Genomic DNA, 13,360 nt, shown 5'->3' on the forward strand with positions numbered 1-13,360 from the left:
ACCACGAGATTGGCAAGGCGCTCTGGGTGTTATGCTCAGAGCTTTGCGGGATACCGCCTTTCTGTTTGGACTCCGTCCCGCTGACGCGGTCGCGTCAGCGTCGCGTAGTGACAACGGAAACGGACAGAATGCTATCGCTTCACCGCTGAGCAGTAACGCTCAGCAGTGTTCAGCGTAAATGTATCAGTTTGCCATCCGCCCCTAACGCTGTTCTCAGCCGAGAGCGGCTTACCCACACCACATCAGGAGCCACATTGTTATCTTCGGCAAAAATCACTCCCGGAGCAGTGTTGGCCAATCTCAGGCCCGTTTTCTCACTCTATTCGCCTTTCAAATTTCTTCTAAGATGCGAAACTGCACATGGTTAATGGCCAGCTCCCCAATTGAGGCTTGGTCGGTGTTGATCGTCTCGAAAGGGATCCCTTTGGCGATCTCGGCATGGGTCCAGGGCAAGCCCATGAAGTAGCGCTGCGAATAGGGGCGCTCCCCCCGATCGTCGGGGTTCGACTCCATCGGCACCCAACCCCAGCCGGGCAGATAAAACTCAATCCACACGTGGTTGTACTGGGGAAACAGCGGGATCCCTTTCAGTTCTGGATGAGGTGGGCATTTGTAGCGCCCCACCGTGCGGCAAGGGATCCCATTGAGGCGGGCCAAAGCCAACAGCACCCCCACATATTCGCCACAAGAACCGGAGCCACGCCGCAAAACCTCATCCGGCGGATCAATGCGAGAGGTGACCCGGTAGGAGAGCTTGTCGTAAACATAGGCCCGGATATTGAGCATTTTGCGCAGCAAGTTGGTCTCGCTGCCGACGGCCCGCCGCGCTGCCTCTCGAACAATCGAGGTGTCCATGGCCAGGTAGTCATCGTCCACCAAGTAGCGATCCCGTAGGTCTGGGGGCACGACGGCAGCCTCTACATCCAGTGGATCGATGCAGTACTTGATACTGTAGAGATCCAGCACCGCCCGCCAGCCAAACAAGCGCACCTCATGGGCCCCCAGGGATCCCAGCGAAAACACCGCCACCTGTTGGCCAGATTGCTCTTCCACTTCAAACGGCAGACCTACCCAGTGCAGGCTGCGCACCCGTTGGCGAAGGCTGTTGCAGGGCAAGGCAATTCGCCAGACCAAATCGGGCAGGAAGCGCGGCTCTTCTTGGGCAATTTCTTCCACATAGGTCAGCTCCACCCGATAGCCGTGGGAGAGGGTGTAGGTGGCGCGTTCCCCCAGACACTGGGGCTGAAAAACTACCGGACAGGCACTGGGGGAATCCTCGGCCTCGGTTCCACTGCCGCCAGAGGGGTCGGGGGAGCTAGGGGGATCCAAAGGCCGCAGGCGTAGGGGGGCCACCCAGGTTTTATCGCGCAGGGCCACCGACAAGGGATCTGGAGCGTTGGGGTTGTCGTGGATGTAGGCTTCTTCGTGGGCATAGGCCACCCAGAGTTGCCCCCGCCAATGGGCCAAGCCTGTTGGCCCAGGAGAAGGGGTGAGGATACGGGCCAGTTCTCGCCCGGTCTGGCGCTCCAGCACGTAGATCGTCTCTTCCACCCGATCACTCACCCAGAGGTAGTCTCCCTGCACCGCAATCTGTTCTCGGCCAACCCCAGGGGCAGGCATCTCCTGCACAATAAGGCCACGGCTGGGATCCAGTTGCAGGATTTTTTCCCGTCGGTAGCAGGTGGCATAGAGGTAGCGGTTTCCCGTGTGGGGATCGCTCCAGAGGGCGATCCCTTCGATAGGGTAGGGGCACCTACACACTGGAAAGGCTTCCAGGGATCCCGGTTGCTGCAGAGCGGACATGGGAATGCGCAAGATTTGCCCCTCTTGCTCCCGACTGAGCCAAATCCACGCTTGATCCCCTTCTGACTCTACCCACAAACCGTAAGCGCCTTGGAAAGAATGGACATGATGGGGATTGAGCAGCAGGGTGTTGTGCTCTTGAATTTCCACCAAATAGCCCCTCACCCGATCCAAGCCCAACAGGCGATCTCCCCAGGTGGCCAAACCTTCCAAAGCAACCAGCCCCAGAGGTTGCAGAGGGGCCACAGTTCCCTGTTGCCGCCCAGATGGAGGCCACCAAGCAGGCTGGGATCCTCTTGCCGTGGAACCTAGATTTTTCAGAGCACCCAGATCATTTGCCGGATGGATGGCAACCATGAAGGCTTCCTTGCCTATGGATGAAGTTGACATGCTGGCGCGATCTGCACCAAGGCGGTACGACTGTCCAATATTTACTGTCCAACATTATTATGATGCGCCTCTTTTCAACCCCACACCCAAGGCTTCTCGACCGATGTATCCCTGCTAGTCTTGCCAGGACTGGAGAATGTTACGATGATGGCGGCTTTTTGGCCAGCAAGATAGAGCAGCGGTGGGGAGTGGTAGGGGATGGAGTTGGCCTTGGCAATTGGCGGCCTGGTGGCAGGGATCCTAGCCGGGGTTCTGGGCATTGGCGGTGGAACGATCCTGGTGCCCTTACAGGTCAGCTTGGGGATCCCACCGGTTCAAGCTGCAGCCACCAGCAACCTTTCCATCGTTATGACCTCGATTGCAGGCAGCATCCAAAACTGGCGGATGGGCATGCTGGATCTGAAACGGGTGATCCTGCTGGGGATCCCAGCGTTGCTTACGGCTCAAGTAGGAGCAATTATCGCCAGTCGCCTTCCCAGCTACCTGCTGTTGACAGCCTTCGGGGTGTTGCTGCTGGCCAACACTTATCTGGTGGAGCTGCGCAAAAAGGTGGCCACCCAAGCCCTGGAGACAGAGTTCCCGCCTGCTGCTGTTCGCGACAGTGGTGCGAAGTCCTCAGGACAGATGTCTCCCTGGTTAGCCCGCGCCCTGACCGGTGGCGCTGCCGGTTTGTTGGCCGGGCTGTTTGGCATCGGCGGTGGGGTGATCCTGGTGCCAATGCAGATCCTGCTGCTGAAAGAGACAATCAAAGTGGCGATTCAGACCAGTCTGGGGGCCATTGTGATCACAGCAGTTGCTGCCACTGCCAGCCATGCGGGCCTCAGCGATTGGATCTGGAATGGCCTGGGGTTGGGGGACGGCACTATCCACCAAAATGTGCTCTGGATCCCTGGTTTGATCTTGGGGACAGGGGGGTTAATCGGTGTACAGATCAGCACACGCACCCTGCCCAAATTGCCCGATGAAACCGTCGGACTGCTGTTTCGGGGCTTTCTGACCATCCTTTCTCTCTACATTTTTTGGCAAGCTTGGCAAAGCTACCGAGCCCTGTGAAGTGATCCTGGTCTGCCTGAGCGCTCAAGACAGCAGTCCTTGGTCATTTCGATTCTACGTTGGACGCGCTTTCCCCTCAGAGGACAGGGATCCTGCTGTTTGGGATAGGGCACCTTGTTTGCAGGGGTCATGCACAGGGTAGCTGCCAAAGAGCTTCAAGGTTTCGGCAATCGATTCCAGCGCCGCAATCACCTCGGCATCCAGATAGGGCTGGCCAACAGGATTCTCCAGATCGACAAAGACATAAGTCCCTGCCTGTCGGATCCCGTTAGCCAAGCCCTTGCCCAGAGCAAAGGCCAGAAAGTCTTTTTTTCCTGCAAGCGCGGGGGGGTAGGTTGCAGGTTTGGCTCGGACAAGAGATCATAGAGTTTCGTCAAAACCCAAAGCTCCCATTGACAGCGTGACGGTGGAACACAAGCACATTCAGTTAGACAGTCGGCCCGCTGGCCTGAGTACAGCCACCGGTACCATCAAAGCCCAGTTGGACTTGCTACTGCTGGGGCTGGAGTCCCTGAGCGGAGAAAGTTCCGAAGCGGTTCTGTCCGCAGCCAAAGCCCTCAACTTGGAAGAGCAGATTGGCGATCGGGTGACTCTCTGGCGACTGCGCAACGCTAACCCCTTGCGCCGCAGCAGCGGTGGGCGCAAAAAGGTGGATATCGAAGAGGCCCGTGCCCTGGTGATGGTGATTGCCTATCTGGCTGCTCAGCAACAAGCCCGTATCCGCAGCACCTTGGAGCAACTGGAAGCCGCTGTCGATCAAGAGCTCAGCCCCTTCCGTCAACCGCTGGTGGGGGATTACTTGGATGAATTTCTCTCCCACTACCGCAGCCGCATGGTGGATGGGGATGTGCGCGATGAGAATAGCCTCACCGAGCTGGCCCTGCGCATCTTGATTGAGCTGATGTTCTACAGCAGCCCGAAGGGTGCTCAGCGCCTGTGGAAAGCCTTGCTCAGCCGTCCTGAGATGGATTTGCCCGCCGGCAGCGATCTGGAGGAAGAGGGGGTGGCCCACAGCTCCGGCCCCGATGCCTCACCCTCTTCTTGAGGCAGTTTTGTCAATTATCGCCTCTGTAGCCCTCTACCCGTGTTGTTCGCCCGCAGTTGCCATGCCCAACCTTACCCTGGTTAGCCACACCTATCAACAGCCCACTTCTACGCTGACTGTACGGGGAGAAGCCCCTGCCGATTCCAATTCTTCAGACTCCTCTGCAACGCCGCCGCTGCAAGCCATCCAGCGCAGCTTCGAGTGTCAGTTGGAAATCCGCCAGGGGGAGACAGTCAAAACTTTACACGGCGATAACGTTTGGCTCAACGATTTGATCACCGTAATCGACCGCTACGTGGGATCCCACTTGAGTGGGGAACCCAAGGGAACCTTCAGCGGTACCGTGGCCATCCGTCCGCTTGATTTTATTTTTCATCGTCTCACGGTGCGCCAAGGGGAAGATCGCATCGCACAAGTAGATCTGTCGATGACGCAGTTGTACGACCTGCTGGAGAACCTCTCCCAGGTGGCCGACGATATTCCCCAACTGGCCAGTCTGGGAACTTCGGTGGCGCGGGCTTGGTATCGACAGCCCACCGGGATTGCGGCCCTGCTGGTGGGAGGGATCGCAGTTGTGGCCGGTGTTGGGATCTGGGCCAGTCGCCCCCCTAGGGATCCCACAGTTTCCCCTTCCCCGCAAGAGCAGCTCACCACCCCTGCCTTGTCGGATCAGTCACAGCCTTTGGCCACATCCCCTCAAGAATCTGACCCAACAGCGGGAAGAGAGGCAGCAGGTGCAGATCTCCTTTCTCGTCTGCGAGACATTCTGGCGGAGCAGTGGCAGTCTCCCCCCGATTTGCCGGAGAGCTTGGTCTACCGGGTAACGGTGGATAGGACGGGATCCCCCCTGGCCGCCGAGCCGGAGAATGAGCTTGCCCGAGAGCGCCGAGCCGAAACCCCATTTGCCGACCTGCCGGAGCTACCGCCGGATCCCTTGCCAACAGGCGCCCAACAGTTCCGCGTCAGCCTAGAGCCGGGCAACCAGGTGGAAGTAACCCAGGACAGGTAGGCATCCCGACAGGCCAAGCTGGGGTGGGTCAGCACTATAGTCTACCTAGGGATGTTATCGATAGTCACTTCAGGTTAGGGTGAGACCCGTGGGCCACTGAGAACAGCTCTCTGGCCCCCTGCCTTCAACGTTTTAGGTGTTGGGTGCATTGTCCCAGCTTGAATCGAAATAACCCTACTTTCAGGGCCAGGGGATTAGAGGAAGCAATCTGACCCTGAAGAGTAAGCCAGAAAGAGAGAGGCCGCCGAGTTGGGAGAGCCAGGGCCACACTGGCGACGCCGCCAATGCCGAGGCGCAAAGGCTCTACCGACCGCATCTGAGAGGTTCACCCGGCCTCAGGGGACAAGGGCAATGAGGGTAAAGTGGAAGAGTTTCCTCTATTCGGATCGCTGCCATTCCATGACTGCAACCATCGAAGTGCCTAAGCGAGGCTTACCTGTCACCATCATCACAGGTTTTTTGGGCAGTGGGAAAACCACCCTTCTCAACCACATCCTCAACAACCAGAAAGGGATGCGCACAGCGGTGCTGGTCAACGAGTTCGGCGAGATCAGCATCGATGCGGAGCTGATCGTCTCCAGCGAAGAAGACTTGGTGGAGCTGAACAACGGCTGCATCTGCTGCACCATCCGGGACGACATCGCCGAGAGTGTTTTGCGGCTGATGGAACGCTCTGACCACATCGACTACTTGGTGGTGGAGACTACGGGATTGGCGGATCCCTTGCCGGTGGCCCTCACCTTTTTGGGGCCAGAATTGCGAGATCTGACGCGGCTGGACTCAATCATCACCCTGGTAGATGCCACCAACTTTGCCCCCGATCTGTTCAACAGCGACGTGGCCTATAGCCAAATTGCCTATGGAGATGTGATTCTCCTCAACAAAATCGATTTGGTCGAGGAAGCCGAGATCGAGCGTCTGGAAAAACGCATCCGCGAGATCAAAGAAGATGCCCGCATTTTGCGCACCGTCAACAGCGCAGTCCCCCTGGAGCTAATCTTGGATACCGATTTGTTTCAGGCCAGTTCCTTGCCCCAAGAAGAAGCCCATGATCACGACAGTCACGACCACCATGACCATGAGCACGATCATGACCACCACCACTCCCATCACAGCCACATCGAGGCTGACGGCTTTAACTCCCTAGCCTTTGAGAGCGATCAGCCCTTCTCTTTGGATGCTTTCCAAAATTTTCTCAACGAGTTGCCCGATGCAGTCTTTCGTGCCAAAGGGGTGTTGTGGTTCGAGGAAAGCCCAGAGCGACATATCTTTCACCTCAGCGGTCGGCGCTATACCCTCAGCAGCGATGAGTGGCCTCGCCAGCCCAAAAACCAGTTGGTGCTCATCGGTCAGCGCCTCGATACAGCCCAGCTGCGGAAAAAACTCCAAGCCTGTCTTGCCCGCCCGGCCACGCGGGGTCAAGGGTTTGGTCGCTGAATCAGGGATTGGCGGCAGTCCAGGCTCAAAACAGTCGGGCAATGTTCCAGCAGCCTCGATCATGAAGCCCTGAGGTGATGGCCCACTCTCCATGTCCGACATCTTTGTGATGATCCGCAATCAGGCCAACAACGCGCTCACCTCTATCGATGGGATCCCTTTTCTCAGTTTCCTGGAGCGAGAGGGGCAGTTGATTGCAGAAGAAACCATTGAGTTGATCTATGCGGACGCTGGATTTGATGACCTGCCAATTGGAGAATACACTGTGGGGGTACGGCATGAACGGGTGGAACCCCCGAAAGCCACCTGCCCGGTAAGCATTACCTCTGAGGACGAGGTTGTTTTGGTAACATTTGTTTACCTTGAGCCCGAGCGGGTTCTGCTGACTATTCACGTCTCTGTGGAGAAGAGGTTGTAGCTATGACTGTCAAGGTCATCCCATCGCGCTCGATCAAAGCCTTTCGCTATCGGGTGTTCTGTTTGGGACAGGATCTCTGGAATGCCCGGGATCCGATTAGCCGTGCCAACCTTGCTCTGCAACTGGCGGATGCCGCTACGACTTTGGCCCGAATGGAAGTCCAAGCCGCTCAGCCCTTCAGCTCAAGCCCTTCCTATTCCCTGCCGGAAGCTGGCCATAGGTAGCCATCGATCCAGCCGGGAATCGAGGCCAGACGCAAGGGATCCCGCCTACTCCCACTCGATGGTGCCAGGGGGCTTGGAAGTGATGTCGTAAACCACGCGGTTAACGCCGGGCACCTCATTGACAATGCGGTTGGAAATGGTGGCCAAGAGATCGTAGGGAACCCGCGCCCAATCGGCGGTCATACCGTCTTCGCTGGTAACCAGTCGCACCACCACCGGGCAGGCATAGGTGCGCTTGTCCCCCATCACCCCCACCGACCGCACTTCCGGCAGCAGCACGGCAAAGGCTTGCCAAAGGTTGGGATAGTAGCCGGAGCGGTTGATCTCCTGCCGCACGATCATGTCCGCATCTCGCAGGGTTTCCAGCCGTTCTTTGGTGACTTCGCCCACAATGCGGATGGCCAGCCCCGGCCCGGGAAAAGGATGGCGGCCAACAATTTCTTCCGGCAGCCCCAAAGAGCGGGCCAGTTGCCGCACCTCGTCTTTGAAGAGCTTGCGCAAAGGCTCCACCAGCTTAAAGCGCAGATTTTCCGGCAAGCCGCCGACATTGTGATGGCTTTTGATCTTGACGGCAATGCGTTCTCCGGTAACCGGATCCACATTGGTATTGGCAGACTCGATCACGTCTGGGTAGAGAGTGCCCTGGGCTAAGTACTCAAAAGGGCCCAGCCGCTGCGACTCCTCCTCAAACACGCGAATGAACTCTGCCCCGATCCGCTTGCGTTTTTCTTCGGGATCGGTGACCCCCTTCAACTGCCGGAGAAACCGCTCTTGCCCGTCCACATAGTTGACGGGGATGTGAAATTGCTCTTGGAAAAGGCGCAGCAGCCGTTGGGGCTCGTCCTTGCGCATGAATCCTTGGTCGATGAACACGCAGGTGAGCTGGTCGCCGATGGCCTTGTGTAGCAAAAAAGCCAAAGTGGAGCTGTCCACCCCCCCTGAGAGAGCCAAGAGCACCTTCTTGTTGCCCACGCGGGCGCGCACTTCTCGAATGGCCTCCTCCAGAAAAGCTTCCGTTGTCCAGGTGGGCTCGCAACCGCAGATGTGATAAACAAAGTTGCGAATGAGGAAGGCGCCAGCCTCTGAGTGGGCCACCTCCGGATGAAATTGCACCCCGTAGAGACGACGCCTTGGATCGGCAATGGCGGCACAGGGGGTGTTGTCGGTAGAGGCCAAGGTGTGAAAGCCCGGCGGCAGTTCGGTAACCGAATCCCCGTGGCTCATCCACATGATGCTGTTTTCCGGCAGGTTGGTGAGCAGATCGGTGGGATCCAAAATGTGCAGAGCGGCACGGCCATATTCCCCCTTCTGGGCTGCCTCCACCTTGCCCCCCAACTGCTGCACCATGAGTTGCATGCCGTAGCACACCCCCAGAACTGGGATCCCTAGGTTCCAAATCTCGGGGTCACACACCGGAGCGGCTGGCTCATACACCGAGTTGGGGCCCCCGGAGAGGATAATGCCCTGCGGTTGCAGTTGCCGCAGTTGCTCAGCAGTGGTGCGATAGGAAAGGATTTCCGAATAGACGTGGGTTTCGCGGATGCGGCGGGCAATGAGCTCAGAGTACTGGGATCCAAAATCGAGAATGACGATCATCTGGCGCTGCACTTCGAGGGGGGAAAGGCCGGAACTGGGAGGAGATGCAGAAGGGATCACAAAACCTGGCACAGTGCACAATAAAAAAGCCGGTCCAAGAGACTAGCTTGGCTATGGATACGATGGATACGAAAGAAACATTAAGGGCTCTTCCATGGTAACAGGGGTGGAGAGCTTGCACGCGGCTGCCTGCTCTAAAAAGCCTCTGTCAGGCTTGCCGAGAAAACAGCGCTTCTCGGAGGAGTCTCGCCGAAAAACCGCCTGATGAGCCCCTGAAAAAGCTGGCCACCGGCTGGGCATGACTCCCGCCAACAACGCAATACAGAAGCCAGATGACCTAGCAAAGTTAAGACTTATGATCGTGAAGGAGCGCTCCAGGCCGGTGGGGGTATTGGTAGGGATCCGCAGTGCCATTTTTTTATGTCGATTGTTGCCGAGTCCTTTCAAACCTATCTGCGCCGCCGCCGTCGTCTTCTAGCCCGCCGTCTCAAGCGACAGCAGGGCTGGGTCGTGGTTTTGGCTCTGCTGGCTTTGTACTTGCTCAGTTGGGATGCGCTGGGCGAAGATGGGTCACTATCGCACCTGTGGAGGGGACAACCCCTGTGGCTGGTGTTGATCCCGCTGTTGGGGGGAGGGCTGTACAGCTTGGGCGCCGGGGTGATCTGGATGCTGCGCCAGCGCTGGTCTGCCCAGCTGTTGGCCGAGATGATCAGCTTGCCCCATTTGACTTTGGCTGCCCTGATCTGGCTGGGGTTAGCCGTTTGGGGAGAGCACCTTTCGCCTTTCCTGTTGCGACAAAAAAACCAATTGTTGGCGGGCCTGTTGATCAGTTGGCTGTTGGCCCAGGGGTGGAGTTTTTTCCAGACAGGTTGGGTAGTAGAGGCTGGGCAACTGTGGGCCGACTATCTGCAGGAGCTGCGCGGTTCTGTATTACAGCCCTGCTACCAGCGCCTGGAAACCTGTCGTCTTTCGCTCCATCTTTACCACGCCATTTGGCAAGACCTGCAACTGGAAGAACTGGAGGCCCAGCACCTGATTCAACTGTTGTCTGAGTCGTTGCTGCCGCTGACCCTGCCGCTCAAGGTCTATGCTCAGCGGGTTCACCATTGCTGTCAGCAGTTGGCAGCCCTGCTGGCGCAAATGCAGGAGCGGGTAGAGCGGTTGGAGCAGGTGCTTTTGAATGTAGAGCTGGAGTTGGCCTCTCATCAGTTGCTTCAGGCTCAGCCGCAGCCGATTAACTTGCTGGCGGAAGATTGGGCCAGCTGTCAGGAGCTGGATTTGCAGGAGTTGGTTTGCTTAAACCAAGAGCTGCTGGGCACCGACCGTTCTTTGCAGGGCTTGACCCAAGAGCTGAAAGGCTGGGCCGACAGAGCCATCCCCGCTGGATTGAAACTGGGATCCCTGGGATGAAGAAGGCTGACGCTTCTTCCTCTGAGCCCCCACAGCTCAAGACGCTGTGGGAAAGCTGGCTGGCGGAGCTGGGTTGGCAGCCCTCTGAACAGCAGCAGCAACAACTGCAACAGCTCTATCCGCTGGTGATGGCCGGAAACCGAACCCAGAACCTGACCCGCATCACCGATCCCATCGACTTTTGGGAGAAACACCTGTGGGATTCGCTGCGGGGCCTACGCCTGCTGGGATCCTGGGAGGCAATCCAAGCTCAGCCCTGGCGGGGGATCGACATCGGCACCGGGGCAGGGTTTCCAGGGATCCCGGCCCAAATTGCCCTGCCCCAAACCCGCTTTACCCTGCTGGACAGCACCCAACGCAAGATTGCCTTTGTACAGGACACCTTGCAAAGGCTCTCCCTCACCCAAGCGCGGGCAGTGGCTCAGCGGGCCGAAATTTGGGGGCAAGACCCGCAGGAACGGGGCAGCTATGATATTGCTCTGGCCAGGGCCCTGGCCTCGGCGGAGACCTGCGCCGAGTATTGCCTGCCTCTGCTCAAGGTGGGGGGACGCGCCATCCTCTATCGCGGCCATTGGACCGAGGCAGAAGCCCAAACGCTGGAGCGGGCCCTCAAGATCCTGGGCGGAAAACTGATCCATGTAGAAGCCTTCACCACACCCCGCAGCCGTGGGGTGCGCCACTGCCTACTGCTGGAGAAAGTAGCCCCCACGCCGCCTCCTTATCCCCGCTCTCCCGGCACTCCCAAACGCCAACCGTTGGGCCAAAGCAATCGCCCATGAAGGTTAGGATCCTGAGTTTCCATCTTGCTACAAAAGCTTCTCCCAATTCTCGGACAAAAAGCTGCAAGGATAGCTTTGCAAATGCCATTGGGAAGACTAAGATGTGGTTGGCATGAGGTTCGGATTGAGCGAATGGTTTAACCAGGTGAGCCTCCGAACTGAACGCTAAAGGGTAAGGTTCGGAGTTTGCTACACCATGACCATTTTTGTGGGTAATTTGTCCTTCAAGGCCAGCGAAGAAGACCTGCGACTTGTGTTCGCCGAATACGGCACCGTTAAGCAAATTAAGCTGCCGGTGGATCGGGAGACTGGCCGTAAGCGAGGTTTTGCCTTTGTGGAACTGGAAAACGAAGCCGATGAGCAAAAGGCCATCGACGAGCTGGACGGTGCTACTTGGATGGGCCGGGATCTGAGGGTCAACAAGGCGTTGCCTCGGCAGACCAGCGCAGGCGGTCGGGATGGCCGCTCTTCCCGCTTTTGAGTTAACATGCATCTACCCTTCCTCAGATGAGGTTTGAGCCAGGGATCCCAACCCGCGATCCCTGGTTTCTAGCGCGTTCCTGAGAACACTCTGCCCAGAAAGGCCAGGCTAAACCAGGCGGAGGCCACCAGGACGATGGCTGGGCCGGAGGCGACGTTGAGGTAGTAGCTGGCGTACATCCCCAGCAGGCTGGCGCTCACCCCAAATAGGGATCCCAACAGCATCACCTGGTGCAATCGAGGCACCACCAGATAGGCGGTTGCCGCTGGCGTGATCAGCATGGCCAACACTAAGAGCACGCCCACTGCCTTCATGCTGGCCACCAACGTCAGGGAAGTGAGCACCATCAGCCCCCACCCCAGCCGCTCGGTGGGCAGGCCGGCTGCTTTGGCCCCCAAGGGATCGAAGCTGTAAAAGGTCAATTCCTTGAAGAAGAGGGCCACTAACCCCAACACCAAAAGGGTGATGCCCACCACTGTCAGCACATCGACAGCATTCACCCCCAGGAGGTTGCCGAAGAGGAAGTGGTTGAGATCGATGCGAGCCCGCCGTTGGATCAAAGTGATCAACAGGATCCCAAGGGCAAAAAAGGCCGAAAAGACGATCCCCATGGCTGCATCCGGCTTGAGGGGGCTGGCGGAGCGGATCCATTGAATTAAGAGGGCGCTGAGGAGACCGGCCACGAAGGCTCCCACAAACAGGTTGAGGCCCAGCATGTAGGCAATGGCCAGGCCCGGCAGCAGCGAATGGCTGATGGCATCCCCCAGGAGGGCCAAGCTTTGCACCAGCAGATAGCTGCCCACCACGGCACAGAGAATGCCGACGGCCACCGCCACCAGCAGAGCCCGTTGCATGAAGGCAAAACTTAAGGGATCCACCAAACCGTGCCAGAGGCGTTCCATGATGCTCCCCTTCGGGTCAAGCAGCCAAGCTCAAAGAGATGGCCTGGCCATAGGCTTGTCGCAACACCTGCGGCTGTAGCACCTGTTGCGGGGATCCCTGGGCAATTAAGACACGGTTGAGGAGGAGCACTTCGTCGAAGTAGGCCCGGGCCTGCCCCAAATCGTGGTGCACCACCATCACGATGTGGCCGGCATCTGCCAGCTCCCGCAACACCTGGAACAAAATAGCTTCGCTGGGCTGGTCGATCCCGGCAAAGGGTTCGTCAAGGGCGTAGATCTCCGCTTCTTGCGCCAAGGCCCGCGCCAGGAACACCCGCTGCTGTTGTCCCCCCGACAGCTTTCCAATGGGGCGATCCCGGTAGGCCCCCATCCCCACCCGCTCCAGGGCTTGAGCAGCCCGCTGCTGCCCCTTTTTCCCGATGCGGCGAAACCAGCCAGCAGCTCTCACCTGCCCCATCAACACCACATCCCACACCGTGGCAGGAAACGACCAGTCGATGGCCGAGCGCTGGGGTACATAGGCCACTTGCTCTCCCCGCAGCGCTTGTCCGCCGTAGCGCACTTCCCCCCGTTCCAGCGGCACCAACCCCAACAGCCCCTTGAGAAAGGTGCTTTTGCCGGCCCCGTTGGGCCCGAGGATGCCCGTGATGCGCCCCGGCGCGATTTCAGCTTGGATCCCTTGCAGCACCTGCAGGCTGCCGTAACGCACCGTCAGATCCCGCACCACCAGGGATCCCCTGGCCGGACCAAGAGGGAGAGGAGGAAGTTGCTTTTTCATTTTGTTTTCATTTTCGGTAAGTCCAGTGTACCCTA

General features: G+C 58.3%; 14 protein-coding genes and 1 pseudogene. 10 read left to right on the forward strand and 5 right to left on the reverse strand.

Annotated features, from left to right (window positions below):
* Positions 1-178 (forward strand): annotated as a pseudogene (locus tag ACVWVQ_RS06690) (RNA-guided endonuclease InsQ/TnpB family protein); the annotation flags it as partial.
* Positions 179-330: 152 nt separating this feature from the next.
* Here ACVWVQ_RS06690 and ACVWVQ_RS06695 read toward each other — a convergent pair.
* Entirely contained in the window at positions 331-2,049 is a 1,719-nt protein-coding gene (locus ACVWVQ_RS06695; RefSeq protein WP_457507551.1) for a transglutaminase domain-containing protein, read from the reverse strand.
* 342 nt (positions 2,050-2,391) lie between these two features.
* Between ACVWVQ_RS06695 and ACVWVQ_RS06700 the strand changes: the two genes are divergently transcribed.
* The gene (locus ACVWVQ_RS06700; protein WP_457507553.1) at positions 2,392-3,246 is read left to right on the forward strand and encodes a sulfite exporter TauE/SafE family protein; all 855 of its coding nucleotides are present in this window, start codon (positions 2,392-2,394) and stop codon (positions 3,244-3,246) included.
* 54 nt (positions 3,247-3,300) lie between these two features.
* On the opposite strand, the gene ACVWVQ_RS06705 is transcribed toward ACVWVQ_RS06700, so the two are convergent.
* Positions 3,301-3,522: a hypothetical protein gene (locus ACVWVQ_RS06705; RefSeq protein ID WP_414357796.1), complete on the reverse strand. Its 222-nt coding sequence runs from the start codon at positions 3,520-3,522 to the stop codon at positions 3,301-3,303.
* Positions 3,523-3,646: 124 nt separating this feature from the next.
* Here ACVWVQ_RS06705 and ACVWVQ_RS06710 point away from each other — a divergent pair, with 124 nt between their 5' ends.
* The 5 genes from ACVWVQ_RS06710 (at position 3,647) to ACVWVQ_RS06730 (ending at position 7,379) form a co-directional block, all read left to right on the forward strand.
* On the forward strand, positions 3,647-4,291 hold the full coding sequence (locus tag ACVWVQ_RS06710; RefSeq protein WP_414408213.1) for a DUF3038 domain-containing protein: 645 nt from the start codon (positions 3,647-3,649) through the stop codon (positions 4,289-4,291).
* A 61-nt stretch (positions 4,292-4,352) separates the two neighbouring features.
* Positions 4,353-5,300, forward strand: a complete 948-nt coding sequence (locus tag ACVWVQ_RS06715; protein ID WP_457507555.1) for a DUF4335 domain-containing protein — start codon at positions 4,353-4,355, stop codon at positions 5,298-5,300.
* A 399-nt stretch (positions 5,301-5,699) separates the two neighbouring features.
* Positions 5,700-6,737 (forward strand): CobW family GTP-binding protein, encoded by a 1,038-nt coding sequence (locus ACVWVQ_RS06720; protein WP_457507557.1) that lies wholly within the window; start codon positions 5,700-5,702, stop codon positions 6,735-6,737.
* Between the two features lie 91 nt (positions 6,738-6,828).
* Complete coding sequence (locus tag ACVWVQ_RS06725; RefSeq protein ID WP_414329244.1) at positions 6,829-7,155, forward strand: hypothetical protein; 327 nt, start codon at positions 6,829-6,831, stop codon at positions 7,153-7,155.
* Positions 7,156-7,157: 2 nt separating this feature from the next.
* The gene (locus ACVWVQ_RS06730; protein WP_011432797.1) at positions 7,158-7,379 is read left to right on the forward strand and encodes a hypothetical protein; all 222 of its coding nucleotides are present in this window, start codon (positions 7,158-7,160) and stop codon (positions 7,377-7,379) included.
* 45 nt (positions 7,380-7,424) lie between these two features.
* Here ACVWVQ_RS06730 and guaA read toward each other — a convergent pair whose 3' ends face one another.
* Positions 7,425-8,975: a glutamine-hydrolyzing GMP synthase gene (gene guaA, locus ACVWVQ_RS06735; RefSeq protein WP_457507616.1), complete on the reverse strand. Its 1,551-nt coding sequence runs from the start codon at positions 8,973-8,975 to the stop codon at positions 7,425-7,427.
* A gap of 420 nt (positions 8,976-9,395) precedes the next feature.
* Between guaA and ACVWVQ_RS06740 the strand changes: the two genes are divergently transcribed.
* From ACVWVQ_RS06740 to ACVWVQ_RS06750, 3 genes are all read left to right on the forward strand, one after another.
* Entirely contained in the window at positions 9,396-10,385 is a 990-nt protein-coding gene (locus tag ACVWVQ_RS06740) for a hypothetical protein (protein ID WP_414341740.1), read from the forward strand.
* The gene (gene rsmG, locus ACVWVQ_RS06745; RefSeq protein ID WP_414428379.1) at positions 10,382-11,164 is read left to right on the forward strand and encodes a 16S rRNA (guanine(527)-N(7))-methyltransferase RsmG; all 783 of its coding nucleotides are present in this window, start codon (positions 10,382-10,384) and stop codon (positions 11,162-11,164) included. Before ACVWVQ_RS06740 ends, rsmG begins: the two co-directional genes overlap by 4 nt.
* Before the next feature lie 196 nt (positions 11,165-11,360).
* Positions 11,361-11,645: an RNA recognition motif domain-containing protein gene (locus ACVWVQ_RS06750; RefSeq protein WP_011432793.1), complete on the forward strand. Its 285-nt coding sequence runs from the start codon at positions 11,361-11,363 to the stop codon at positions 11,643-11,645.
* A gap of 68 nt (positions 11,646-11,713) precedes the next feature.
* On the opposite strand, the gene ACVWVQ_RS06755 is transcribed toward ACVWVQ_RS06750, so the two are convergent.
* Positions 11,714-12,547: a metal ABC transporter permease gene (locus ACVWVQ_RS06755; protein WP_457507559.1), complete on the reverse strand. Its 834-nt coding sequence runs from the start codon at positions 12,545-12,547 to the stop codon at positions 11,714-11,716.
* 16 nt (positions 12,548-12,563) lie between these two features.
* Positions 12,564-13,325: a metal ABC transporter ATP-binding protein gene (locus tag ACVWVQ_RS06760; RefSeq protein WP_457507561.1), complete on the reverse strand. Its 762-nt coding sequence runs from the start codon at positions 13,323-13,325 to the stop codon at positions 12,564-12,566.
* Positions 13,326-13,360: the final 35 nt, after the last annotated feature.

Source organism: Thermostichus sp. MS-CIW-36 (assembly GCF_054059035.1).

Coding starts and splice junctions, on each gene's coding strand:
- ACVWVQ_RS06715 (WP_457507555.1), top strand. CDS start 4,353: ATGCCCAACCTTACCCTGGTTAGCCACACCTATCAACAGCCCACTTCT.
- rsmG (WP_414428379.1), top strand. CDS start 10,382: ATGAAGAAGGCTGACGCTTCTTCCTCTGAGCCCCCACAGCTCAAGACG.
- guaA (WP_457507616.1), bottom strand. CDS start 8,975: ATGATCGTCATTCTCGATTTTGGATCCCAGTACTCTGAGCTCATTGCC.
- ACVWVQ_RS06700 (WP_457507553.1), top strand. CDS start 2,392: ATGGAGTTGGCCTTGGCAATTGGCGGCCTGGTGGCAGGGATCCTAGCC.
- ACVWVQ_RS06720 (WP_457507557.1), top strand. CDS start 5,700: ATGACTGCAACCATCGAAGTGCCTAAGCGAGGCTTACCTGTCACCATC.
- ACVWVQ_RS06755 (WP_457507559.1), bottom strand. CDS start 12,547: ATGGAACGCCTCTGGCACGGTTTGGTGGATCCCTTAAGTTTTGCCTTC.
- ACVWVQ_RS06760 (WP_457507561.1), bottom strand. CDS start 13,325: ATGAAAAAGCAACTTCCTCCTCTCCCTCTTGGTCCGGCCAGGGGATCC.
- ACVWVQ_RS06740 (WP_414341740.1), top strand. CDS start 9,396: ATGTCGATTGTTGCCGAGTCCTTTCAAACCTATCTGCGCCGCCGCCGT.
- ACVWVQ_RS06750 (WP_011432793.1), top strand. CDS start 11,361: ATGACCATTTTTGTGGGTAATTTGTCCTTCAAGGCCAGCGAAGAAGAC.
- ACVWVQ_RS06725 (WP_414329244.1), top strand. CDS start 6,829: ATGTCCGACATCTTTGTGATGATCCGCAATCAGGCCAACAACGCGCTC.
- ACVWVQ_RS06730 (WP_011432797.1), top strand. CDS start 7,158: ATGACTGTCAAGGTCATCCCATCGCGCTCGATCAAAGCCTTTCGCTAT.